Origin of the sequence: Variovorax sp. Root411 (genome assembly GCF_001425205.1) — a bacterium.
GTDB lineage: Bacteria > Pseudomonadota > Gammaproteobacteria > Burkholderiales > Burkholderiaceae_C > Variovorax.
Genome location: NZ_LMDW01000001.1, coordinates 1,012,165 through 1,032,977 on the forward strand (window position 1 = coordinate 1,012,165; position 20,813 = coordinate 1,032,977).

At 67.2% G+C, this 20,813-nt stretch carries 23 protein-coding genes; 11 read left to right on the forward strand and 12 right to left on the reverse strand.

Features of this window, described 5'->3' with window-relative positions:
- The first annotated feature begins 142 nt into the window (after window positions 1-142).
- Window positions 143-517: an iron chaperone gene (locus ASC92_RS04700; RefSeq protein ID WP_056510894.1), complete on the forward strand. Its 375-nt coding sequence runs from the start codon at window positions 143-145 to the stop codon at window positions 515-517.
- Between the two features lie 9 nt (window positions 518-526).
- On the opposite strand, the gene ASC92_RS04705 is transcribed toward ASC92_RS04700, so the two are convergent.
- From ASC92_RS04705 to ASC92_RS04715, 3 genes are read right to left on the reverse strand one after another with little or no spacing between them, the layout of a single operon-like run.
- Window positions 527-973, reverse strand: coding sequence for a DUF1801 domain-containing protein (locus ASC92_RS04705; RefSeq protein WP_056510897.1), 447 nt, complete (start codon window positions 971-973; stop codon window positions 527-529).
- Window positions 970-2,157 carry a PrsW family intramembrane metalloprotease gene (locus ASC92_RS04710; protein ID WP_056510901.1) on the reverse strand — a complete coding sequence of 396 codons (1,188 nt, stop codon included), beginning with the start codon at window positions 2,155-2,157 and terminating at the stop codon, window positions 970-972. The genes ASC92_RS04705 and ASC92_RS04710 overlap by 4 nt, the downstream gene beginning before the upstream one ends.
- A complete protein-coding gene (locus ASC92_RS04715) occupies window positions 2,154-2,714 on the reverse strand; it encodes a hypothetical protein (RefSeq protein ID WP_056510905.1) in 561 nt (186 codons plus the stop codon). The genes ASC92_RS04710 and ASC92_RS04715 overlap by 4 nt, the downstream gene beginning before the upstream one ends.
- A gap of 95 nt (window positions 2,715-2,809) precedes the next feature.
- On the opposite strand from ASC92_RS04715, the gene ASC92_RS04720 reads away from it, so the two are divergent.
- The 5 genes from ASC92_RS04720 to ASC92_RS04740 all read left to right on the forward strand — a co-directional run bounded on the left by ASC92_RS04720 (window position 2,810) and on the right by ASC92_RS04740 (window position 6,422).
- On the forward strand, window positions 2,810-3,730 hold the full coding sequence (locus tag ASC92_RS04720; RefSeq protein WP_056510908.1) for a protein NO VEIN domain-containing protein: 921 nt from the start codon (window positions 2,810-2,812) through the stop codon (window positions 3,728-3,730).
- Between the two features lie 51 nt (window positions 3,731-3,781).
- A complete protein-coding gene (locus tag ASC92_RS04725) occupies window positions 3,782-4,144 on the forward strand; it encodes a hypothetical protein (RefSeq protein ID WP_235505661.1) in 363 nt (120 codons plus the stop codon).
- Window positions 4,145-4,375: 231 nt separating this feature from the next.
- Window positions 4,376-4,639 carry a hypothetical protein gene (locus ASC92_RS04730; RefSeq protein ID WP_157608977.1) on the forward strand — a complete coding sequence of 88 codons (264 nt, stop codon included), beginning with the start codon at window positions 4,376-4,378 and terminating at the stop codon, window positions 4,637-4,639.
- Window positions 4,640-4,767: 128 nt separating this feature from the next.
- Complete coding sequence (locus ASC92_RS04735; protein ID WP_056510912.1) at window positions 4,768-5,505, forward strand: type IV toxin-antitoxin system AbiEi family antitoxin domain-containing protein; 738 nt, start codon at window positions 4,768-4,770, stop codon at window positions 5,503-5,505.
- Window positions 5,502-6,422: a nucleotidyl transferase AbiEii/AbiGii toxin family protein gene (locus tag ASC92_RS04740; RefSeq protein WP_056510916.1), complete on the forward strand. Its 921-nt coding sequence runs from the start codon at window positions 5,502-5,504 to the stop codon at window positions 6,420-6,422. Before ASC92_RS04735 ends, ASC92_RS04740 begins: the two co-directional genes overlap by 4 nt.
- A 25-nt stretch (window positions 6,423-6,447) precedes the next feature.
- Here ASC92_RS04740 and ASC92_RS04745 read toward each other — a convergent pair whose 3' ends face one another.
- From ASC92_RS04745 to ASC92_RS04755, 3 genes are read right to left on the reverse strand one after another with little or no spacing between them, the layout of a single operon-like run.
- Window positions 6,448-7,767: a sulfatase gene (locus tag ASC92_RS04745; protein ID WP_056510919.1), complete on the reverse strand. Its 1,320-nt coding sequence runs from the start codon at window positions 7,765-7,767 to the stop codon at window positions 6,448-6,450.
- Between the two features lie 22 nt (window positions 7,768-7,789).
- Window positions 7,790-8,782 (reverse strand): Bug family tripartite tricarboxylate transporter substrate binding protein, encoded by a 993-nt coding sequence (locus ASC92_RS04750; protein WP_056510923.1) that lies wholly within the window; start codon window positions 8,780-8,782, stop codon window positions 7,790-7,792.
- A gap of 39 nt (window positions 8,783-8,821) precedes the next feature.
- Window positions 8,822-9,826 carry a Bug family tripartite tricarboxylate transporter substrate binding protein gene (locus ASC92_RS04755; RefSeq protein WP_056510927.1) on the reverse strand — a complete coding sequence of 335 codons (1,005 nt, stop codon included), beginning with the start codon at window positions 9,824-9,826 and terminating at the stop codon, window positions 8,822-8,824.
- Window positions 9,827-9,932: 106 nt separating this feature from the next.
- Here ASC92_RS04755 and ASC92_RS04760 point away from each other — a divergent pair, with 106 nt between their 5' ends.
- Entirely contained in the window at window positions 9,933-10,457 is a 525-nt protein-coding gene (locus tag ASC92_RS04760; RefSeq protein ID WP_056510930.1) for a MarR family winged helix-turn-helix transcriptional regulator, read from the forward strand.
- Here ASC92_RS04760 and ASC92_RS04765 read toward each other — a convergent pair.
- Window positions 10,429-11,439 carry a Bug family tripartite tricarboxylate transporter substrate binding protein gene (locus ASC92_RS04765; RefSeq protein ID WP_056510933.1) on the reverse strand — a complete coding sequence of 337 codons (1,011 nt, stop codon included), beginning with the start codon at window positions 11,437-11,439 and terminating at the stop codon, window positions 10,429-10,431. The genes ASC92_RS04760 and ASC92_RS04765 overlap by 29 nt on opposite strands.
- A gap of 122 nt (window positions 11,440-11,561) precedes the next feature.
- Between ASC92_RS04765 and ASC92_RS04770 the strand changes: the two genes are divergently transcribed.
- Window positions 11,562-12,524: a LysR substrate-binding domain-containing protein gene (locus ASC92_RS04770; RefSeq protein WP_056510936.1), complete on the forward strand. Its 963-nt coding sequence runs from the start codon at window positions 11,562-11,564 to the stop codon at window positions 12,522-12,524.
- Between the two features lie 47 nt (window positions 12,525-12,571).
- Window positions 12,572-13,759 carry a DUF418 domain-containing protein gene (locus ASC92_RS04775; RefSeq protein WP_056511878.1) on the forward strand — a complete coding sequence of 396 codons (1,188 nt, stop codon included), beginning with the start codon at window positions 12,572-12,574 and terminating at the stop codon, window positions 13,757-13,759.
- A gap of 18 nt (window positions 13,760-13,777) precedes the next feature.
- Here the strand turns inward: ASC92_RS04775 and ASC92_RS04780 are convergent, their stop codons facing one another.
- The 4 genes from ASC92_RS04780 to ASC92_RS04795 are packed head-to-tail and all read right to left on the reverse strand — an operon-like array spanning window position 13,778 to window position 18,576.
- Window positions 13,778-14,170, reverse strand: coding sequence for a YbaN family protein (locus ASC92_RS04780; RefSeq protein ID WP_056510938.1), 393 nt, complete (start codon window positions 14,168-14,170; stop codon window positions 13,778-13,780).
- Window positions 14,171-14,177: 7 nt separating this feature from the next.
- Window positions 14,178-15,257, reverse strand: coding sequence for a mechanosensitive ion channel family protein (locus tag ASC92_RS04785; RefSeq protein WP_056510941.1), 1,080 nt, complete (start codon window positions 15,255-15,257; stop codon window positions 14,178-14,180).
- Window positions 15,257-17,518, reverse strand: a complete 2,262-nt coding sequence (locus tag ASC92_RS04790) for an FUSC family protein (protein ID WP_056510944.1) — start codon at window positions 17,516-17,518, stop codon at window positions 15,257-15,259. Before ASC92_RS04790 ends, ASC92_RS04785 begins: the two co-directional genes overlap by 1 nt.
- A gap of 2 nt (window positions 17,519-17,520) precedes the next feature.
- A complete protein-coding gene (locus ASC92_RS04795) occupies window positions 17,521-18,576 on the reverse strand; it encodes an inositol monophosphatase family protein (RefSeq protein ID WP_056510948.1) in 1,056 nt (351 codons plus the stop codon).
- 109 nt (window positions 18,577-18,685) lie between these two features.
- On the opposite strand from ASC92_RS04795, the gene ASC92_RS04800 reads away from it, so the two are divergent.
- A complete protein-coding gene (locus tag ASC92_RS04800) occupies window positions 18,686-19,426 on the forward strand; it encodes an RNA methyltransferase (RefSeq protein ID WP_056510952.1) in 741 nt (246 codons plus the stop codon).
- A gap of 83 nt (window positions 19,427-19,509) precedes the next feature.
- Window positions 19,510-20,280 carry a serine O-acetyltransferase gene (cysE, locus tag ASC92_RS04805; protein WP_056510955.1) on the forward strand — a complete coding sequence of 257 codons (771 nt, stop codon included), beginning with the start codon at window positions 19,510-19,512 and terminating at the stop codon, window positions 20,278-20,280.
- Between the two features lie 12 nt (window positions 20,281-20,292).
- Here the strand turns inward: cysE and cadR are convergent, their stop codons facing one another.
- Window positions 20,293-20,763 (reverse strand): Cd(II)/Pb(II)-responsive transcriptional regulator, encoded by a 471-nt coding sequence (gene cadR, locus ASC92_RS04810; protein WP_056510958.1) that lies wholly within the window; start codon window positions 20,761-20,763, stop codon window positions 20,293-20,295.
- Window positions 20,764-20,813 lie beyond the last annotated feature (50 nt).

Below are 20,813 nucleotides of genomic sequence, written 5' to 3' on the forward strand. Positions count from 1 at the left end.
TGTCAGTCAAAAGTCGAAAGACTTAGCGCTGAATTAGCAAGCTTCGTGGCCGAACTTGTGCGACAGCCACCGACCCCCTTGCAACATCGGCCGGTTCGCGGCATCGTGCGCACGCACCAGAAGCCGAAGCAGGAGAGATGGCATGGCAAGCAACCCCCCGACCACCATTGCCGAGTACATCCAGGCTGCCCCGGCCGAGGGCCAGCCGCATCTGCGCCGAGTGCATGCCATTCTCAAGAGCGTCGCGCCGCAGGCCCAGGAGGCGATCAAGTGGGGTACCCCCTTCTTCGTGGAGCCCCGGTTCCTGTTCGCCTTCTCGGCGCACAAGGCGCACCTGAGCTTCGTGCCGATAGAGGGAGCGTTCGAGCCTTTCCGCAAGGAGCTGGAAAAGCACAAGACCACCAAGGGCACCCTGCGAATTCCCTACGACGACCCCATGCCCGAAGAACTCATTTGCAAGATCGCCGAGCACTGCCTGCGGACCGTGAGCGCCCGCAAGAGCGACGCCTTCTGGTGACGTGGCCTCTCAGGCCTTCGTCTTCTTCGCCACAGCCTTTTTCGTCGCCGGCTTCTTCGCCTTGCCCGCCCCATTGAGCGCTACCGCTTCGAGAACGAGCGCCGTGAACGCGGCCGCGTCCAGCTCTTCACCTTCATGGATGTCGATGGCGCGGCGCACGTTGCCGTCGAGGCTCGAATTGAAGAGACGGGCCGGGTCCTTCAGCGACGCGCCCTTGGCGAAGGTCAGCTTCACCACGCTCTTGTACGACTCGCCCGTGCAGATGATGCCGTCGTGCGACCAGACCGGCGTGCCCATCCACTTCCACTCCTCGATCACTTGCGGGTCTGCCTCGGTGATGAGCTTGCGCATCCTGGCGAGGGTTGCGCCGCGCCAGTCACCGAGCCCGGCGATTTTTTCGGAGATGAGCTCCGAGGCCGGCTGGCCCTGGTCTTCTTTCGTGTCCGACTGCTTCATGTTCGTACCTCGATGAGTGGATCCAGTTCGGCGCGAAGGCGTCTTACCGCCACTTCGTGCCGCAGCGTCTGCGCGCCGCGCCCGTAGGTCGCGGCCTTGCGAATCAGCCGCAACTGCTCGCGCTGCAGCCGTGTCTTCAGGCGCCTTGCGCGCCAGCCGTAGGTCCAGCCTGTTTCCCTGCGGACCTTGTAGCGCTGCATGGGCGCGCCCAGCCGCACCCATTCGTCGTCGCGGATCAGCTCGCGCTCCGGTACGAACCACGCCGCCAGCGCATGCAGGTACGTGCCGTTCTCGCGCGCGGCAACCTGCCAGAAAAGCCCCGCGACGATGATTGCGGGGAGCCCCTTGATCACCAGCATGATGGCCATTTCACCGTATCCGCCGTCGAAGAGATCTTCGAGGAAAGGTGAGTTCCAAATGAAGTGCATCGCCCACGCGAGCATGAAGCACAGCAGCGCGCACGCGATGCGCACCGCCATCGGCCGATGCGGATGCAGCAGGAACCACGCCACGCCGAAAGACGCGATCGCCGTGTAGGCCGCGTGGCTCCACAGCCCGCTCAGCAGCCCGCGCGTCAGCAGGTTGAGCAGCACCGGATACACCTGGTTCTCCAGCGGAAAGTGCATGGAGGCGTTGACCGTGTAGCTCAGGTTCTCGATCACCTGGAAACCCAGCCCCGCCATCGCGCCGACGATCAGCACCGAAAGGTAGGTCTGGAACTGGTTGCGCGCCACCAGCACCAGCAGGACGACGCCGGCAAGCTTCAGGAACTCTTCCGTGATCGGCCCCGCAACGGCCGGCCCCCACACCGCGACGAACTCCGGCGACACCAGCTTCGCGCACAGGCTCTGGATGGCGATGTTGGCCGGCGCCGCGAAATACACCGCGCCCATGCCACCCCATGCAAAGGCCAGCACGTAAGCTTCCGGCGGATGTTGCTCGAGCAGGTCCAGCGTGCGAAAGGCCAGCACGAAAAGCAGCGTGTAGACCCCCCACACCAGCAGCCCCAGGAATGCGGTGATGGGCACCACGCGAAATCCCATCGAGAACATCTGGACCGTGTAGAACAGCCCGTTGACGATCAGCGCCACCAGCAGCCAGAAAGCGGCGCGCTGCGGCTGGAAGAACGAATCGGTGCCGACCGGCCATTGGGCCCCGTCCTGCTCGAAGACGGGCGGCTTCACTGCGCCGCCTCCAGGTCCATCGAGTCCAGCATGCCGCGGGCTTCGGTCAGCGCGTCGTCCATGCCTTCGTTGGCGCCGTAGAAATCGATTTGCACCAGCGATTTGCGCTGCAGGTCGACCACCTGCCAGAACCGGCCCGCCAGCTTGGAGCCGTAGTAGGCAAAAGTCTTGCCCTGCAGCCCCCACGACGTGACGAAGTCGGACACGTCGCCATCGATGCGCAGGCGCTGGCCGCGCTCCATCAGCCGCTGCTGCCGCAGCAGCGAGCCGTCCGGCCCGCCGGCCCACGGCTGCGTCGTTACCAGGAACTTGTGGCTGCCCTTGAACAGCATCAGCGACTGGCCTGCCTTCGAGCGGGAAACGTCCATCTCCCATCCCTCGGCGGGGACGAACCTGGCCTGGCCGGCGTCCACCGTCTGCCCCACGGGCAACGGCCGGTTGCCCGGCGTGTGGCGGTTCCAGAACGTGAGGCCGCCCACATAGGCGGCAATGGCGAGGAGCACCGCCAGCGCGCCTGGCCAGGTGCGATACGGTATGCGGCGTGACGGCTCATGCATCCTTTGATCGTGCCATACGATCGCATGCGCCTGGCGGCCCCCGCAACCGATGCGGCATACTGCCAGCCCCTAAAAAACTCCCAGAAGCCCGCCGAATGGAAAACGAAGTCGACCCCCAGGTACTCGCTGTCATCAATGAAAAGCGACTGTCCGGACCACGGCTCACGCCGGTCGAAATCGTTGCCAAGATGGGCGTGTTCGACGCGCGCGAAAAGCCGTTCGACCACGCCTGGCTGGCCACCGGCGACAACGTCATCGCCACCGTCTGGGCCGAATGGGTGAACGTGGGGGCCGGCGGGCGCTGGTTCTGCCTGGAGTCGCTCGACATCCACCACCGCGCGGGCGGCGGCGAGCGCAATGCGCAACAAGTCCAGCGCGGCAAAGACCGCCTGGCCTTGCTCAAGCGCACCTTCGACGCCGGCCAGGGCTTCCGCGCCGTCGTGCAGACCAACCGCCTCGCCATCGTCGAAGTGGAAAGCAACAAGGACGCCAAGGTGTCCACCCGCGTGCGCGACGACGACGAATGGCACGTCGCCAGCTGGGAGCCCGCGCAGAAGTTGGCCGTGCTGGTGCGCGGCCCGCGCGGCTGGGTGCCGACCGAGGCCGAAGTGCAAGCCGCCAGGGCGCGCAGCAACGTGCCGCAGCAACTGGCCGCAGGCGTCGGTGCAGCCGATGGCGCGGCAAGCAAGGCGTCGCCCGAAGAAGTGCGAGCCGCCGCCATCGCGTACGTCGTCAAGCACTTCACCGGCTACGGCTACAAGGCCGAGAACATGACCGGCAAGGGCTACGACCTCGAAGTGTCGAACGCCAAGGGCCAGACGCTGCTGCGCGTCGTGGTCAAGGGCACCGCACCGGGCGTGCCGAGCTTCAAGCTCAACGCGGAAGAAAGCGCATGCGCCGTGCGCGAGCCGCTCTGGCGTTTGCTGGTGGTGACCGACGCGGGCAGCCCGACCGCGCAGCACAAGATCTACAAGCCCACCGAGATCAGCTCGGCCCCGGGCCACGACCCGTCGTAAGCAGCGCGCCAGGGCCGGCGCATCTCAGGCCCACCGCATGGAGGAATCCAGATGCCTGTCGCCATGTTTGCCGCCCTGGGCTTTACGGTCGCGCTCCTCGTCACGACGGCCTACTTCATCATGGGTTCGATCCCGCTCCTGGTGCTGAAGCACGACACGCCGCTCGACGCCCGCTTTGTACGCGGCTTCTTCAACATCTACTACAACGCCGCGTTCATTACCGCGACTGCAACGGCCATCAGCCTTGCCTTTGCGGGACGCGCAGGGCTCGCAGCGGGTGCCGTGGTGCTGGCGCTGATTGCCATCGCCCTGCGCAGGAAGATCATCCCCAAGATGGACTCGCTCGGGGCGCAGATCCAGGCGAACTGGATGCCATTCCGGGATTCCGCCGAACGCACATCATCGCGATCCTGATCAACATCGCCCAGCTCGTGGCCATCGTGTGGAGCCTCATTTCGCTGGGGCGGTAGTTCGGGCCGGGAGCCCAACTGTCAGAGCTCTGTGTCTTGCCCTTGCCTCACGGCGGGTGGCCGGTGCCCTCGTGCATCGGTGCGAATGTGAGGCACAAAAGGCGACGGCCAAGGCGCGTGAACACCCTGACCGTCTGACCACATGACGTGCATCTCCTTGGAAAGGGCACACCACATGGCTGATCGAATTATGGCCGGGCGTTCCACGCCCCAATCTTCCCGCCGCACACGCGGCTCCACCAAGCCCACTGCGGCCACCCCGACGCCCGATGAGACAAGGGAACTGCTCGAAATCAAACTGGCGCAGCTGAACTCGCTGCTGTGGTGCTGCTACGGCGACGGCAACAGGTGGTTCGCGGAAGCAGGGGAGAAGCACCGGGATCGCATGCTCTGGATCGCGGCGGATCTGGCGCGAGAGGCGGAGAGTTGTTGCAGGTGAGTGGGCGGGGGTAGGCTCCGTTCAAAGGTTCAAGAGTTTCGTATTGTTTGATTTATCGTAGTTCAACTACGACATATCGATTAAATCGAAGGCTTGCAAGCGCTTAAACTTATCTGAATAATCGTAGTATGGCTACGATAAATCGTTCAAAACTAAACGCATTGCTGGCGCGGGTGCCAGGCGGAACGCCCATAGCCAGTGAAGATCTGGCGCTCGAGGGCATCTCCGCCGACCTGGCCGTCCACTACGTACGCGCGGGGTGGCTCAGGCGCTTGGCGCGAGGCGTGTATTGCCGCCCGGACGCTCCCTTGCAGCGTGACCCCAGCTTGCTGCTGCTCCAGCGCCAGATCCCCGCGCTGCATGTGGGAGGCAAGTCCGCACTGGAATGGCACGGCATCCGCCACTATGTTTCCCAACTGCCCAAGCTCCATCTCTATGGCCTGAAGTCGGCCAGGTTGCCGGAGTGGTTCACCGACGCCTTTCCGTCGGAGTACCACCGCAAGCGGCTCTTCAGCAGCGATGCGACCGGCATGCAGCACACGGGCCCTTTCGAGGGCCGCGCAAATGGACCGAATGTTTCGGCTCCTGAGCGCGCGTTTCTTGAAATGCTGAGCGAAGTGGGCGTGCGTCAGCCGGTGGCGGAGGCGCGCGAACTGGCGGAGAGCATGTACGGCTTGCGATCCTCGGTCCTCAATGAATTGCTGCGCCAGTGCACCAGCGTGAAAACGGTTCGCCTGTGCCTTCATTTCGGGCGCGAGTTGTCCTTGCCATGGGTGAAGAAACTCGACACGGCAAACCTGCCCACCGGTGGCGACCGCCGGTGGGTCTCCCGAACCCATGACGGGCTGCTGGTCCTGAAATCGTGAACGACATCTACCTCAAGACTGCGCGCCTGCTGACGCAGGTCGCGCCTTTCGTCTTTGCCGACGAAACCTTCGCGCTCAAGGGCGGCACGGCCATCAACCTATTCGTGCGGGACATGCCGCGGCTGTCGGTCGATCTGGACCTCGTGCTGCCGGACCACACGCTGTCGCGCGATGACGCGCTCGACAAGATCAAGGCATCCCTCGGCAAGGCCTCCGGCGCGCTCAGGGCAAGGGGGTTTCAGACTCGTCTCTCAGGCGTGCCCGCCGCTGACGAAACCAAACTCTTCGTGAGGCGCGATGACGCCGAGGTCAAGGTAGAAGTCAACTATGTGATGCGCGGCACCGTGAGGCCCGTCGCGATGGCGGGGCTCGCCCCCAAAGCCGAGGAAGTGCTTCAGGCGGAACTGGATATTCCAGTGGTGTCGGTCGATGACGTGTACGGCGGGAAACTTGTCGCAGCCATGGACCGGCAGCACCCGCGGGATCTGTTCGACGTGATGCAGTTGCTGGCAAACGAAGGCATCACGAGCGGTATTCGGCGTGCGTTTGTGGTCTACCTCGCAAGCCACAACAGGCCGATCCACGAGGTCTTGTTTCCACCGCTGCGCGATGTGACCGCCGAGTTCGCGGCCAACTTCCAGGGCATGACTGCCGAGCCTGTCGGGTTGGGCGCACTGCTCGCAGCGCGAGACCAGATGATTGCCACGCTTCACAAGGAACTTGACACGGACGAGCGCGCATTTCTCGTGACGCTCGCCAACGGCGCTCCAGAGTGGAGCCGCATGGAGCTCGCGCATCTCAGCGCTATGCCCGCGATTCAATGGAAGCTGAAGAACCTGGCCAAACTGAAGGAAAAGAATCCGGCCAAGTTCGTGGAGCAGTCACGAGTGCTGGCCGAAAAGCTTTCAGGCTCGTGAAGGAGTCCTCGATCCAGCGCGGAAGTCAACGCTGCGGCATGTCCTTGACTGAATACCCCAGGCTCACAGTCGCATCCTCCGGAATCGCCGGCATCGTCGCATTCCAAGCCTGCCAATCCGCCCGCATCGCAGCCAGCCTTTGCGGCTCCTTCTTCGCCAGATTGGCCCGCTCGCGCTCATCCCCAGGAACGTTGAACAGGTACTCGTTCCCGTCCACCTTCAGGTACTTCCAGTCCCCATCGCGCATGGCTTCCTGCCCGCGGTGGTTCATGCGCCAGTGCAGTGGCCTGCGGAAGCTTTGCTTCGCGTCCTTTAGCACGGGCATCAGCGACACGCCGTCGAGCGGATAGTCCGCATGCGCCGCCACGCCGGCCGCGTCGAGCATGGTGGCCGACCAGTCCATCGTCATGCACAGCTGCGTGCTCTCGCCGCCCTTGCCGATCACGGCAGGCCAGTGCGCGATCCATGGCACGCGGATGCCGCCTTCGGTCAAGTCCATCTTGCCGCCCACCAGCGGCCAGTTGTCCGAGAAGCGCTCGCCGCCGTTGTCGCTGGTGAACACCACCAGCGTGTTGTCGGCCATGCCGTGCTTCTGTAGCGCGGCCATGATCCAGCCGATGCCTTCGTCCATGTGATGGATCATGCGGCGGTACACGTGGATGTTGCCGCCGGCCAGGTCGAACAGGTTGTCCTTCACGGCGGGTGCCTTGGCCGCGTCGTCGCGCGTTTCCCATGGCCAGTGCGGGGCGGTGTAGTGCAGGCTCAGGAAGAAGGGCGCTTCCTGCTTTGCCATGCGGTCCACGTACTCGACCGCGCGCTTCGAAAGGATGTCGGTGAGGTAGCCCTCTTCCTGCTTGTCTTCCTCGCCGAACCACAGGTCGTGCCGTCCGGTGGAGTCGCAGTGGGTGAAGTAGTCGACCCCGCCCGACATGGGCCCGAAGAATTCGTCGTACCCCGAGCGCAGCGGCCCGAAGCTGGGCGGGTAGCCCAGGTGCCATTTGCCGATGAGCGCTGTGCTGTAGCCGCTGGCCTTCAGCAATGAAGGCAGCGTGGGATGGTCAGTCGGCAGGCCCAGGGTAGTGCTGCCGCGGCTCTTGCTGTTGATGGGCTCTTCGGCGGCGCCGCGCAGGCGGTACTGGTAGCGCCCGGTGATCATGCCGAAGCGCGTGGGCGAGCACACGGGCGAGTTGGCGTAGCCCTGCGTGAGCTTCAGGCCGTTGGCGGCCAGTCCGTCGAGCACGGGCGACACGGGGCCGAACACGGCGTCGCGGCCGCCGTAGCAGCCGAGGTCGGCATAGCCGAGGTCGTCGGCAACGATGAAGATGATGTTGGGTCTTGCTGTCATGTCTCTTTGGCGTCGTCGAGGCTCAGGGCTGGTAGCCCGACTTCTGCACCACCGGCGCCCATTGCGCGCGGTAGGACTTCAGCATCGCGGCGGTCTGCGCCTGCGTGCTCACCACCGGGGTCATGCCGGAGTCCTTGAACTTGCGCTGCGTGTCCGGGTCCTGCATCACTTCGCGAATGATGTTGGACAGGCGCTCGACCTTGTCCTTGGGCATGCTGGCCGGTGCGAAGAAGGTGTTCCAGCCGGTCGCGGACAGGTCGAGGCCGGCTTCCTTGAAGGTGGGCACGTTCGGCGCAAAGGGCGAGCGCTTGGCGCCCGACAGCGCGAGGATGCGCAGCTTGCCGGCCGCGTGCTGCGGGATCACCACGTCTTCGGTGTCGACGGCAATGGGCACCTGCCCGCCGATCAGGTCGTTCAGCAGCGGCGCAGAGCCGCGGTAGCCGATCACCTGGGTCTGCACCTTGGCCTTCTCGCCCACCATGAGGCCGAAGAAGTGCGGCAGGCTGCCGGTGGCCGGCACGCCCACGTTGGCCTGGTTGGGGTTGGCGCGCATCCAGGCGAGCAGGTGGTTGAGCTCGCGCACGGGCAGGGTGGGCGACACGGCCAGCGCGAAGTTGTAGTCGTTGACGTAAGACACGGGCACGAAGTCGCGCTCGGGGTCGTAGTTGTTGTCCTTGAAGACCAGCGGCGCCACCACCATCACGGCGGGGTTGGCGAGCATCAGCACGTTCTGGCTGGCCGGGGTGGTCTTCACCTGCTGCGCCGCAAGGCGGCCGCCCGCGCCGGGCTTGTTGTCGACCACCACGGGCACGCCGAGGCGCGAGGAGAGCTTGTCGCCCACGATGCGCGCCACGCGGTCGGTGGCGCCGCCCGGGGCGTAACCGACGACGATGTGCAGTGGGGTGTCGAACGTCTGTGCGCTCGCTGTGGTCGCCGTGGCGGCGATGGATGCCATGAAGCCGGCTGCGGCAAGCAGCGTGGCCAGGCGGCGGGTGATGGGGGTGGTCTTCGGCATATCGGGGTTCCTCCTCGTTTCGGTCGTTCGTTCGGTTGTTCAGTCGTTGGCCTGGAAATTCACGGCCTTCATGATGCCCGCCCAGCGCGCGGTGTCTTCGCGCATGGTCTTCAGCAAGGCGTCGCTGCCGTCGCCGACCGGGTACATGCCGTTCTGCAGCAACTGCTGGCGCACCTCGCGCGAGTTGACGGCGCGGGCGAATTCCGCGCGCAGCTTGTCGACGATGGCCTGTGGCGTCTTGAGCGGTGCGTAGTAGGCGAACCAGGCGGTGGCCACCACGTCCTTGTAGCCGGCTTCGACGAAGCATGGCAGGTTGGGCATGAGCGGCGAGCGCTTCTCGCCGCTGGTGGCCAGCACCTTCACGCGGCCCGTGGGCATCATCTGCTGCGCACCGCCGATGGTGTCGAAGTACACGGGTATGGTGCCGCCCATCACGTCCTGCCGAGCGGGCGTGGAGCCGCGGTAGGGCACATGCACCATCTTCAGCCCGGCTGTGCGGTTGAGCATCTCGCCCAGAAAGTGCGAAGGCGTGCCCGCGCCGTAGGAGCCGAAGCTCACCTTGTTGCCCTGCACCTTGGCCCAGGCGATGAACTCGGCCAGCGTGTTGGCGGGCACGTCCTTGTGCACGGTCAGCGCCAGCTCGAAGCGCGCCGCGTTGATGATCGGCACGAAATCCTTGAACGGGTCGTACGAGAGGCTGCGGTAGGCGCTCGGGTACATGGTCATCATGCTGGCCGTGCCCAGCAGCAGCGTGTGGCCGTCGGGGGCGGCGGTCTTGACGGTTTCCGCCGCAATGCGGCCCGCCGCGCCCGCGCGGTTGTCGACGATGAGCGGGCCCAGCGCCTCGCGCACCTGCTGCGCGATCGCGCGGGTCAGCACGTCCTGCGTGCCGCCGGCGGGCACGCCAATCAGTACCTTGATGGGCTGGCCTGGCCTGAAGGCCTGGGCCTGGGCCCGCGCATCGAGGGCGAGCGGTGCAAGGGCAAACCCACCCAGGGCGGCGAGTGCGTGGCGGCGGTCGAAAGAAAAAGGGGGCGTGGGCATGGGCGCGGTGTCTCCGGGGTTTTCTCGGGGTTGGCGTTCGATCCCGAAGACTGTAGAGACGCTACAGTCGATTGATCTAATCAACCAACCCCCGGACTAACCCCCAATGACCACGCCGCACCGCTCGCTGGACGACCTGCTGCTGTACCGGCTGTCGCGTGTGGTCGGCGTGGCGGGCGGCATGGTGATCCGGCTGTGCGAGGGCCGCTTCGGCATCACGCGGCGCGAATGGCGGCTGATCGTGGTGCTCGCGCGCCGCGGCGAACTGGGCTCCTCCCAACTCGCCGAGCATGCCCAGCTCGATCGGGCCCGCACCTCCAAGGCCGTCGGTTCGCTGGTCGAAAAGCAGCTGGTTTCGCGCGTGTCCCGAGCGGGCGACCGGCGGCAGGTGCTGCTGGCGCTGACCGAGGCGGGGCACGCGCTGTATGCGGAACTTTTCCCGCTGGTCGCCGGGATTAATGCCGAGCTGACAAGCGCCCTGAGCGGCGAAGACGCGGCGCGCCTGGACGAATTCCTGCACCGCCTGCAGGCGCAGGCCGAGCGCATGGTGGCAGTGGCCGTGCTGCCCAAGGCGGACCGGGGCCGCCGCGGCGCGAGCGGCATCAGTCCACCTTCATCCCGGTCACCTTGACGATGCGGCCGTAGCGCGCCTGGTTGGTTGCCAGGCGCTGCGCCGCGGGGGCGCCGGTTTCGCCGAGCGCCACCATGTCGAGCGAGGCCAGGCGCGACTTGATCTCGGGCTGCGCCAGTGCTTTCTGCAGCGACTGCCGCAGCGTCTGCATCACCGGCTCGGGCGTGGCGGCCGGCACCATCGCGAGATAGAGCACCTCGAACTCCAGGTCCTTGAGGCCGAGTTCGCCGACAGTGGGCACCTCGGGCAGCAGCGGCGAGCGCTGGCGGCCGGTTACGGCCAGCGCGCGCAGCTTGCCGGCCTGCACCTGCGGAAGCAGGCCCGGCGTGGCAAGGATGCCTGCCTGCACCTCGCTCGAGAGCATGGCCATCACAGCTGGTGCATTGCCCTTGTAGGGCACATGCGTGATCTTCGCGCCGGTCGCGTTCGAAAAGATCTCGGCCGCAAGGTGCCCGGGGCTGCCGTTGCCGGCGGAACTGAAGGTGGCGGCTTCGGTCTTGGCCTGCGCGACGAAGTCCGGCAGCGTCCTCGCTTTCACGGATGGCGCGACACCGAAGCTCAGGCCCGACGAGCCGAAGACCATCAGCGGCTTCAGGTCCTTGGCCGCGAAGGGCATCGACGCGTACAGGTGCGGGTTGATGGTGAAGGTGCTGTCGATGCTCAGCAGCACCGTGTAGCCGTCGGCCGGGCTCTTGGCCACCAGGTCGGCGCCGATGTTGCCGCCCGCGCCGGGCCGGTTGTCGACGACGAAGGGCTGCTTGAGCTCCTTCTGGAGCACGTCGCCCAGCGCGCGGCCCAGGATGTCGAGCGGGCCGCCGGCCGGGAAGTTGCTGATGAACTTCACCGGCTTCGTGGGATAGGCCGCATCGGCCTGCGCGGACGGGCTGCCCAGAGCGAGGGAAAGCGCCGCGCAAGCGGCCGCAGCCAGGGCCAGGCGGCGCGATGCGCTCGGGGCGTTCTTCTTCATGAAATCGGTGGTCATGTCTTGCTTGTCTCCGTATCGACGGCCACTCTAGAAGGCAGAAGCGGCTCGCACAACTGAAAGCTCTTCTGTCAGCTATTCCATTTGGTTATATTTAAATCGCCACCCCACAGGGAACAAGCATGTCAGCCATGAACTTTGCGCGCCTCAAGCTGCGCCATCTGCAATGCCTCGTGACGGTGGCGCAGGAGCGCAACTTGGTACGCGCGGGCAGGGCCCTGTCGCTCACCCAGCCCGCGGTGTCGAAGACCATTGCCGAGCTGGAAGAGATCGTCGGCCGCCAGTTGCTGCTGCGCCGCCGCCGCGGCGTCGAGCTCACGCCAGCGGCCGAGGTACTGGTGCGCCACGCCGTCTCCGCGCTGCGCGGACTGCGCGAAGGCCTGGGCCTGGCCATGGACCAGCCCGAAGCCGATCAGCTGCGCGTGGCCGTGGGCGCCCTGCCCAACATGGCGGCCAACCTCTTGCCTGAGGCCGTCGCGCGGCTGGTCGAATCGAATCCGGCGCTGCGCGTGCGTGTGGTGAGCGGCACCAATGCGCAGCTGATGACGCAACTGCGCCAGGGCGAGATCGACCTCGTGCTCGGCCGCCTTGCGCAAGCCTCGGCCATGGCCGACCTGGCGTTCGAGCAGCTCTACAGCGAACCTCTGTTGCTGGTGGTGCGCCCCGGCCATCCGCTCGCGGCGCGCCGCAAGCCGGCGCTCGATGCATTGGCGGCCTATCCGCTGGTGCTGCCCGTCTCGGGCACCCTGATCCGGCACACGGCCGATGCCTTCCTGATCGCGCAGGGCTTGGCGCTGCCGAACCGCCTGGTCGAAGCGACCGACACCAGCTTCGTGGTCGGGCTGCTGCAGCGCTGCGACGCGGTATGGTTCGCGCCGCAGGGGGCGGTCGAGGGTCTCGTTGCGCAGGGCGCCTTGAAGCGCGTTGCCATCGACACCTCGGGCACCGAAGGGCCAGTGGGCTTCACGGTGCGGCGCGGCGGCGATTCAGGCGAGGGCGTGCGGCTGCTGGTCGAGGCGATCCGCGGGATCGTTCTGGCAGCGGCGCGGGGCCGGGTCGATGCCAGACGCGGGAATTCCGCATGACAGCTCTTTCGCAAGGCATGGCGCGCCAGAACCCTTCCACGCAGGCCATGGGCGGCGCACCGAACGAACGCCAGCAAATGGTCGATGCGCTGCGCGGTTTCGCGCTGCTGGGCATCCTGCTCGTGAACATCGCGACCTTCTCGTCGCCTTACTACGGCGCGGGCTTGCCCGACCCGATGGCCGTGTCTCTGGCCGAGCGCAGTGCGCTGTTTGTGCGGACCTTCGTGTTCGAGACCAAGTTCTACCTGCTGTTCTCATTCCTCTTCGGCTACAGCTTCACGTTGCAGATGCAGTCGGCGCAGCGCGACGGCAAGCCTTTCGCACCACGCATGGCGCGGCGGCTCGTGGGGCTGTGGGTGCTCGGGCTGCTGCACGCGGTGCTGCTGTACCACGGCGACATCCTCGCGACCTATGCGGTGCTGGGCGCGGTGCTGCTGATGCTGCGGCGGCGCGGCGATGTGTTTCTGGCCCGCTGCGCGATCGGGCTGGTGCTGGCGACGTCGCTGCTGTGGGCCGGCATCGGCTATCTGCTGACGGTGGCCGGAGCGTCGCCGGAGACATTGCGCAACGCGTATGCCGACGCCGCCGTGGCGTTGGCGGCGTATCGCGGAACGCCCGCCACGGTGATCGTCCAGCATCTGCGCGAGCTGTCGCAGATCTGGTGGATCACCGGGCTGGTGCAGGCACCGACGGCGCTGGCCATGTTCTTTGCGGGCTTCATCGCCGGGCGGCATGGACTTTTTGCGAACGCCGCCGCGCATCGCGCGCTGTTCCGGCGGCTGCTGTCCTGGGGGCTGGCGATAGGGTTGCCGGGGGCCGCGGTGTATGCCTTTCCTTCGATGCGGCTGGACAACGCGGTGCGGGAGTTCTACGGCCTCGCGGCCACGCTGCTGACGGCGCCTTTCCTCGCGGCAGCCTATGCGGCCGGCCTGGTGCTGCTGATGCAGACGCCGCGCGGCCGCATGCTCCAAGGCCTGCTGGCGCCGGCGGGGCGGATGGCGCTGACCAACTACCTCATGCAGTCGCTGGTCTGCGCATGGATATTCCTGGCCTACGGGCTGCGCTGGATCGGCACGGTCGGGCCGCTCGCGGCAACCGCCATTGCCTTTGCGATCTTCGCGGTGCAGCTGGCGCTGAGCCGCTGGTGGATGCGCCGATTCGTCTATGGGCCGGTGGAGTGGCTGCTGCGGGCGTTCACGAACCTGGAGCGTCCTGTGGTGCGCCGCAGGCGCTGAACCGCAACACAGCAGAGTTCACGGCGGCGGCAGCGGCCGCGACCACAGCCACGCCAGCACGACGGCCATGCACCCGATGGCCAGCACGGCGAGCCATGCGCGGTGCGCCGTGAACGACACGACCACGGCGCACGCCGCCATCGTGACCGTTGCACTCCACTTGGCGCGCCGGCTGACGGTGCGGCCGTTGGCCCAGTTGCGCAGCAGCGGGCCGAACAGCCGATGGTTCAGCAGCCAGGCGTGCAGCCGCGGCGAACTGCGGGCAGCGGCCCATGCGGCCATCAGGATGAACACCGTCGTCGGCATGCCGGGCACGACGACGCCGATGAGGCCGAGCACCAGGCACAGCACGGCAAAGCCGTACAGCAGGGCCCGCACGAGCGCGGAAGTCCGTTCGGGCTCGGGCTTCAACGCCGTATCAGGCCGCGGCCCGTTGCTGCTGCTGCCCGTATTCCTGGTCGCCGTCGCTCGCGATGCGCATCTTCGGCAGGAACTGCGGGTGCTCGCGCTGCATGAAGTCGATCAGCCCTTCGCGCACGCTGCAGCGCAGGTCGAACGCAAGGCCCGATGTTGCCGCGGTGCAAAGCACGCGGATCTGCATGGTGCGCTCCGTCGCATCAGTCACGCGCAGGTTGAAGAAGCGGCCGTCCCATTCGGGCGCGGCCTTCACGATGCGCTCGACCTCCGCGCGCAGCGGCGCGAGCGGCATGCCGTAGTCGACGTAGATGAACACGGCGCCCAGCAGCTGCGCCGAGTGCCGCGTCCAGTTCTGGAACGGCTTCTCGATGAAGTAGGTGAGCGGCAGGATCAGCCGGCGCTCGTCCCAGATCTTGAGGACGACGAAGGTGCCGGTGATCTCCTCGACGCGGCCCCATTCGCCCTCGACCACGAGCACGTCGTCGATGCGGATCGGCTGCGCCAGCGCGATCTGCAGGCCCGCAATGAGGTTGCTGAACACCGGCTTGGCCGCGAGGCCGGCCACGATGCCGATCACGCCAGCCGAGGCCAGCAGGCTCGCGCCCACCTGGCGTGCGCCCGGAAAAGTCATGAGCATCATCGCGCCGCCGGCCACCAGCACCACCGTCATGGCGGTGCGCGCCAGCACGCGCGTCTGCGTGAGCACGCGGCGCGCCTGCAGGTTATCGGCAACGTCGTAGGGGTTCTGGGCCAGCACGCCCTCCGCGAAGCCGCTGATGGCCTTCACCGCGAGCCAGGTGGTCGCCGCGATCAGCAGCAGGCCCGTGAGATGGCGCACGCTGCCGATGAAGCGAAGGTCGTCGGGCGCGCCCTGCCACACCATGGTGAGGGCCGCCAGCGGAAGGACCAGCCGCGCCGCTGCGTTGCAATTGAGCACCATCGCGTGGATCGCCGGCGCGGGGCGTGTCACCCGCTTCAGGACAAGACCGCCGATGCGGTGAGCGAGAAGAGAGAGGGGAACTGCGACGAGGGCGGCAATCCATGTGCCGAGCCAGGGGTGGGCGAGTATCTCTTTGGTCATCAGGCGGCGGTCGTCTTTGCTTGCGTTGCTGCTGTTGTCTCGTTCAGGGGTTGAAGAATGCGCGCCGCGTCGTCGCGCAGCTGCGTGGCGAGTGCCGTGGCCAGGTCGAGCCGGCGCAGCAGCCAGGGGCTGATGTCGTTGTCGAACGGGTCGGGCAGGGGGATCGGGCCGCCCACGGTGGTCGAGCCGGCGCTCTCGGGTTGGGAGGGGCCGGTGGTCGGGATGGTTCCGATGGCCGCCTCGATGCGCTGCGCGGTGCGGCTGATCGGGCCTTCGACCTCTGCGGGCGTGAGGCGGTCGCGCCGCAGCACGAGCATCGACTTCACGGCGCTCAACTGCGCGAGCAGCTGGTAGCTGTGGGCCTGCAAGTGCTCGAGCGGCTCCAGCGGCGGCTGCACCGCGCGCGGCTCCGAGAGCGAGCGCTGCGTGGCCTGCACCAGCGCCGAGAGGCTGTCGTAGGCCTCGCGGCGCGCGAGCCGCCATTCGAGCTCGGGGCTGCTGTCGATGGCCTTCAACTGGCCGAGGCCGAGCGCGAGCCGCGCGTGCCGGGCCTGCGCGGTGAGCACGCGCGACACCAGCGCCGGAATCTGCGTGCGCTCCCACGAGGGCAGCACGTAGCAGAAGCCCCAGGCCAGCGCGGCGCCGATGAGCGTGTCGGCGATGCGTTCGAACAGCGCGAAGATGGGCGCGATGCCCACGTTCAGCATGTGAGCCTGCACCAGGCCGAGCACAGTGGCGGCCACGGCGGTAATGAGGTAGCGCCGCACCGCGAAGCTGTGCGCGATGGCCTGCGCCACGGTGACGATCACCAGCAGCATCAGCGCCGACGGATGCGCCGACAGCAACCCTACCGCGAGCACGCAGCCAAGCAGCGTGCCGGCCACGCGTGCGTTGCGGCGCTCCAGCGTCTGCGACAGGCTGCCGCGCAGCACGACCACGATGGTCAGCAGGATCCAGTAGTCGTGCGAACCCCAGGGCATCGACACCGCGATGGCGTAGCCCGCGGCAATCGCCAGCGCGGCGCGGATGGCGTGGCGCAGCGGCGGCTGGTCCCAGCGCCACAGCGTGAGGAAGGGGCGCAGCGACCAGGCGGTCGGGCTCACGAAGAGCTGCCAGTTGGCGCGCACCACGGCAAGGTTGGGCTCGGCGTCGCCGCGCGCCATGGCCGACAGGCGCAGCACCTCGTCGTTGATGTGGCCGATGCGGCTGGCCAGCCCTCGCGCGAGCATGGCGGCTGTGGGGCCGATGTGCCCGCCGCCGCTGCCGGGCGTGTTTGCGCTGTCGTCGGCCGAGACGTGGATGGCCGCGAGCCTCGGGCGCCGGTCGGCCACGGCCTCGGGGTGGCGGCCCAGCATGAGGGCATCGGCCAGCGCGATGGTTTCGTCGGCCAGCTCTTCGAGCACGCGGCGCATGTCGACCAGCGCCTCGGCGTGCGCGGGGTGGGCGCGCAGGGTGTCGAGGTCGAGCTCGCTGGCCAGCAGCTGATCGCGCATCTCGAGCACGATCACCAGCATGGCGGCAAGGCGCTGGCGGCGCGGGGTGCGCGGCGATTCGAGCACGATGTCGCGCGTGGCCTGCAGCTGGTCGGCCAGTGCGGCCTGCTCGCGCAGCAGCTGGCCCAGCATCGGCGCGGGGGTGTCGCGCACGTCGCGGGTTTCGTCCTGCGGCAGGAACTGGCTGGCCTCGGTGCGCATCAGCGCGGCCAGCGAATACAGCACGTCGGCCACCGACTGGGTGCGAAAGCGCCCGTTGAGCGCGAGGTTGGCAAGCGTGGCCCAGATCACGTACAGGCCCGCGCCCAGTCCGAAGTGCCAGGTGCGCACCAGCGCGTCGGCCAGGTCGGCGGGTGCCGGCGTGGCCATGGAGAAGATCATCGAGAACATCACCGCAATCGCGATGGGGATGCCCCGCTTGCCCCAGGCCATGGCGAGGAAGGCCATGAAGGTGGCGGGCACCAGCAGCAGCCCGAGGCGGATCGGTGCGGCGTGCAGCATCTGCACCGCAAAGAACAGCGGCAGGCCGATGAGCGGCGCCGGCAGCATCTGCAGGAACTTGCCGCGGCGCGGGCCCGGCAGGTCGGGCGGCGCGGTGACGATCACGCCGGTGGCGGCCGCAGAGGCCGCGATGGTGCCCAGCCAGAGGTGGATGCCGCCCGAGATGAACAGCAGGCCCAGCGCAACGGTGAGCCCGCTCGCGACGTAGTGGCTCAGCGCAATGCGCAGAGCGGCACGAGCGCGGGGCGCGGCGTGGGGCCCCAGCATCGTCACTTGGCGGGCGTGTCGCCCTCGGAGGGGCCACCGGCGTTGGGTGCGTCGCGGCGGATGCGTGTGAGCTTGCGGGGGGCGGGTGCGGCGGCGGGTGCCGGGGCGGCGGCTTCGGCAGCTTCATCCGCGAAGTCGACCACGGTGCTGCGGGCGTACAGGTCGGCCGAGGCGTCGGCGGCATTCGACTTGGTCGAGGCGGACACGGCGCGCACGCGGTCGCTGGCGCGCAGCTTGTCGTCCACGTTGGCGAACTTGGAGTACTTGGCGAGCAGCGGCACCAGCTGGCCGTAGATGCGCGGGGCGCCGGCCAGGCATTCGCGCTGTTCGAGGAATTCGGGCTCGCCCGTGAAGTTGCCGATCAGGCCGCCGGCTTCGGTAACCAGCAGCGAGCCCGCGGCCACGTCCCATGGGTTCAGGCCGGTCTCGAAGAAGGCGTCGGTGAAGCCGGCCGCCACGTAGGCGAGGTCGAGCGCGGCCGCGCCGGGGCGGCGCAGGCCGGCGGCGCGGGGCATCATGTCCGCCATGATGGCCAGGTACTGCTTGAAGTTGTCGCCGGTGCGGAACGGGAAACCGGTGGAAATCAGGCACTCGTTGAGGCGGGTGCGCTTCGAGACGCGGATGCGGCGCTCGTTCATGTAGGCGCCGCGGCCCTTGGTGGCGGTGAACAGGTCGTTGCGGGTGGGGTCGTACACCACGGCCTGCTCGATCTTGCCGCGCACCGACAGCGCGATCGACACGCAGTACACCGGGAAGCCGTGGATGAAATTGGTGGTGCCGTCGAGCGGATCGATGATCCAGACGTAGTCGGAGTCTTTGGCGCCGTGTTCGGTGCCCGATTCTTCGGCCAGGATGCCGTGCCCCGGGTACGCGCCAAGCAGCGTCTCGATGATCGCTTTTTCGCTGGCGTGATCGACTTCGGTGACGAAGTCGTTGACCTGCTTCTGGGAGATGCGCACGGCCTCGACGTCGAGGGCGGCGCGGTTGATGATCGCGCCGGCGGCGCGTGCGGCCTTGACGGCCACGTTGAGCATGGGATGCAGGTTGGGGGACGACATTGGATTGTGAGAAGAACGGTGGGGAGGCCCCCGGAGGCGGCCCGGCGATGCGGGCGGCGAGAATCGGGGGATTTTACCGGCTCCGCCGTTTCGTGTCTCCAAATCCGCCATGCGCACCCGTTTCATCCTGATCCAGACCAGCCACGCCGGCAATGTGGGCGCCGCTGCCCGCGCCATGAAAACCATGGGTTTTTCCGACCTCGTGCTGGTGGCGCCGCGCTGGGCCAACGTGCTGCGGCGCGAGGAAACCATCCAGCGCGCGAGCGGCGCGCTCGACGTGCTGACCAATGCCCGCATCGTCGAGACGCTGGACGAAGCCCTGGACGGCGTCACCCACCTGTGCGCCACGGCCATGATCCCGCGCGACTTCGGCCCGCCCACGCGCACGCCCCGGGAACACCTGGAACCGCTGGCCAAACAGAGCGAGAAGGACGACCAGCACGTGGCCTTCCTGTTCGGCTCCGAGCGATTCGGCATGCGCAACGAGGACGTCTACCGCTGCAACGTGGCCCTGAGCATCCCGACCGATCCGAAGTTCGGCTCGCTCAACCTGGGCGCGGCGATCCAGGTGGTGGCCTACGAATGGCGGCTCGCCCTCGGCGGCTACGAGGTGCGCGAGGCCATCAACCCGGTGCAGGCGGCCGATGCGCAGGCGGTGGCCGGCATGCTCGACCACTGGGAGCGCTCGCTCGTGGAGATCGGTTTTCTCGATCCCGAGGCGCCCAAGAAGCTGATGCCAAGGCTGCAGCAGCTCTTCAACCGCGCCCAGCCTACGCCGGAAGAAATCCACATCCTGCGTGGCATCGCCAAGGCCATGGCCGACGCCGCCAAGGCACCCAAGGGTTCGTAAAACCCCATCGGCCGTACGCGAAGACCCCCGGCCTTAGACTGCGCCGCCCCTATCGATATAACGACAACAGACAGAAGGCAGCGATGTTCTCTCGACTGCGCGCCGACATCCGGTGCATCCTCGAACGCGACCCGGCCGCCCGCAGCGCCTGGGAAGTGATCACGGTCTACCCCGGCTTCCACGCCGTGGTGCTGCATCGCTGGGCGCATGCCTGTTGGACCCATGGCTTCAAGTGGCCCGCGCGCTTCATCGCGCACTGGGCGCGCTGGCTCACCGGCATCGAGATCCATCCGGCCGCCAAGCTCGGCGAGCGCGTGTTCTTCGACCACGCCATGGGCGTGGTGGTCGGCGAGACGGCCGAGATCGGCGACGGCTGCACCATCTACCAGGGCGTGACGCTGGGCGGCACCTCGCTCTACAAGGGCGCCAAGCGGCACCCGACGCTGGGGCGTGATGTGGTGGTGAGCGCGGGAGCCAAGGTGCTGGGCGGCTTCGTCGTGGGCGACGGCGCCAAGATCGGCAGCAACGCGGTGGTCATCAAGCCGGTGCCGGCGGGTGCGACCGCGGTGGGCATTCCCGCACGCATCATTCCGTCGAAGACTGGCGAAAGCGCCGATGTGGCCGCGCCGCAGAAGTTCTCCGCCTATGGCATCACGCAGGAAGACGATCCGCTGAGCCAGGCCATGCGTGGGCTGATCGACAGCGCATCGAGCCAGGAGCACCAGATCGCGCTGCTGTGGCAGGCCATCGAGAAGCTGTCGGCGCAGCCGGGTAGCAAGGACTGCGTGCCGGGTGACGCGGCGCGCGACGAGAGCTTCGAGGCGGACAAGCTCACGCAGCTGGTGGGCAAGTAAGAAGAAGCCCGATCAGCCGCCCCGGTTGGCCGGCGCATGCAGCGCCCCGTGCACATGGCCTGCGTGCTGCCCGAAGGTTTCGAGCGCGGGAGCGGCGGTGTCCAGCTCCTGCAGGATGCCGCAGACGTTCGCCGATTCGGGGCCGCAGCATTGCTGGCGCAGCGCCTTCAGTTGCTTCTCCAGCATCTTGAGTTCGGCGATGCGCGTGGCCACGTGGCCGATGTGGTCGTCCAGCAATTGGTTGACCTCGCCGCAGTCGTCCTGCGGCGCGTCGCGGAATTTCAGCAGGCTGCGGATCTCGTCGAGCGTCATGTCGAGCGAGCGGCAGCGCCGGATGAAGCCCAGGCGCTGGGCATGGTCTTCGTCGTAGATGCGGTAGTTGCCATCGGTGCGCGCGGGCTCGGGCAGCAGTTGCTCGCGCTCGTAGTACCGGATTGTTTCGACCGGCGTGTTCGCGACCTTGGCCAGTTCTCCGATTTTCATGATGCGGCAAATGAACGAGTGAGGATGGGCGTTTGACTCTACACCTGCTT

Bases quoted from the DNA above. Each gene is read 5' to 3' on its own strand.
- ASC92_RS04765 (WP_056510933.1), bottom strand. From the start codon at position 11,439: ATGACCACCGATTTCATGAAGAAGAACGCCCCGAGCGCATCGCGCCGC.
- ASC92_RS04750 (WP_056510923.1), bottom strand. From the start codon at position 8,782: ATGCCGAAGACCACCCCCATCACCCGCCGCCTGGCCACGCTGCTTGCC.
- ASC92_RS04720 (WP_056510908.1), top strand. From the start codon at position 2,810: ATGGAAAACGAAGTCGACCCCCAGGTACTCGCTGTCATCAATGAAAAG.
- ASC92_RS04730 (WP_157608977.1), top strand. From the start codon at position 4,376: ATGGCTGATCGAATTATGGCCGGGCGTTCCACGCCCCAATCTTCCCGC.
- cadR (WP_056510958.1), bottom strand. From the start codon at position 20,763: ATGAAAATCGGAGAACTGGCCAAGGTCGCGAACACGCCGGTCGAAACA.
- cysE (WP_056510955.1), top strand. From the start codon at position 19,510: ATGTTCTCTCGACTGCGCGCCGACATCCGGTGCATCCTCGAACGCGAC.
- ASC92_RS04790 (WP_056510944.1), bottom strand. From the start codon at position 17,518: ATGCTGGGGCCCCACGCCGCGCCCCGCGCTCGTGCCGCTCTGCGCATT.
- ASC92_RS04735 (WP_056510912.1), top strand. From the start codon at position 4,768: ATGGCTACGATAAATCGTTCAAAACTAAACGCATTGCTGGCGCGGGTG.
- ASC92_RS04775 (WP_056511878.1), top strand. From the start codon at position 12,572: ATGGGCGGCGCACCGAACGAACGCCAGCAAATGGTCGATGCGCTGCGC.
- ASC92_RS04745 (WP_056510919.1), bottom strand. From the start codon at position 7,767: ATGACAGCAAGACCCAACATCATCTTCATCGTTGCCGACGACCTCGGC.
- ASC92_RS04770 (WP_056510936.1), top strand. From the start codon at position 11,562: ATGTCAGCCATGAACTTTGCGCGCCTCAAGCTGCGCCATCTGCAATGC.
- ASC92_RS04760 (WP_056510930.1), top strand. From the start codon at position 9,933: ATGACCACGCCGCACCGCTCGCTGGACGACCTGCTGCTGTACCGGCTG.
- ASC92_RS04800 (WP_056510952.1), top strand. From the start codon at position 18,686: ATGCGCACCCGTTTCATCCTGATCCAGACCAGCCACGCCGGCAATGTG.
- ASC92_RS04755 (WP_056510927.1), bottom strand. From the start codon at position 9,826: ATGCCCACGCCCCCTTTTTCTTTCGACCGCCGCCACGCACTCGCCGCC.
- ASC92_RS04700 (WP_056510894.1), top strand. From the start codon at position 143: ATGGCAAGCAACCCCCCGACCACCATTGCCGAGTACATCCAGGCTGCC.
- ASC92_RS04705 (WP_056510897.1), bottom strand. From the start codon at position 973: ATGAAGCAGTCGGACACGAAAGAAGACCAGGGCCAGCCGGCCTCGGAG.
- ASC92_RS04795 (WP_056510948.1), bottom strand. From the start codon at position 18,576: ATGTCGTCCCCCAACCTGCATCCCATGCTCAACGTGGCCGTCAAGGCC.
- ASC92_RS04725 (WP_235505661.1), top strand. From the start codon at position 3,782: ATGCCTGTCGCCATGTTTGCCGCCCTGGGCTTTACGGTCGCGCTCCTC.
- ASC92_RS04785 (WP_056510941.1), bottom strand. From the start codon at position 15,257: ATGACCAAAGAGATACTCGCCCACCCCTGGCTCGGCACATGGATTGCC.
- ASC92_RS04715 (WP_056510905.1), bottom strand. From the start codon at position 2,714: ATGCATGAGCCGTCACGCCGCATACCGTATCGCACCTGGCCAGGCGCG.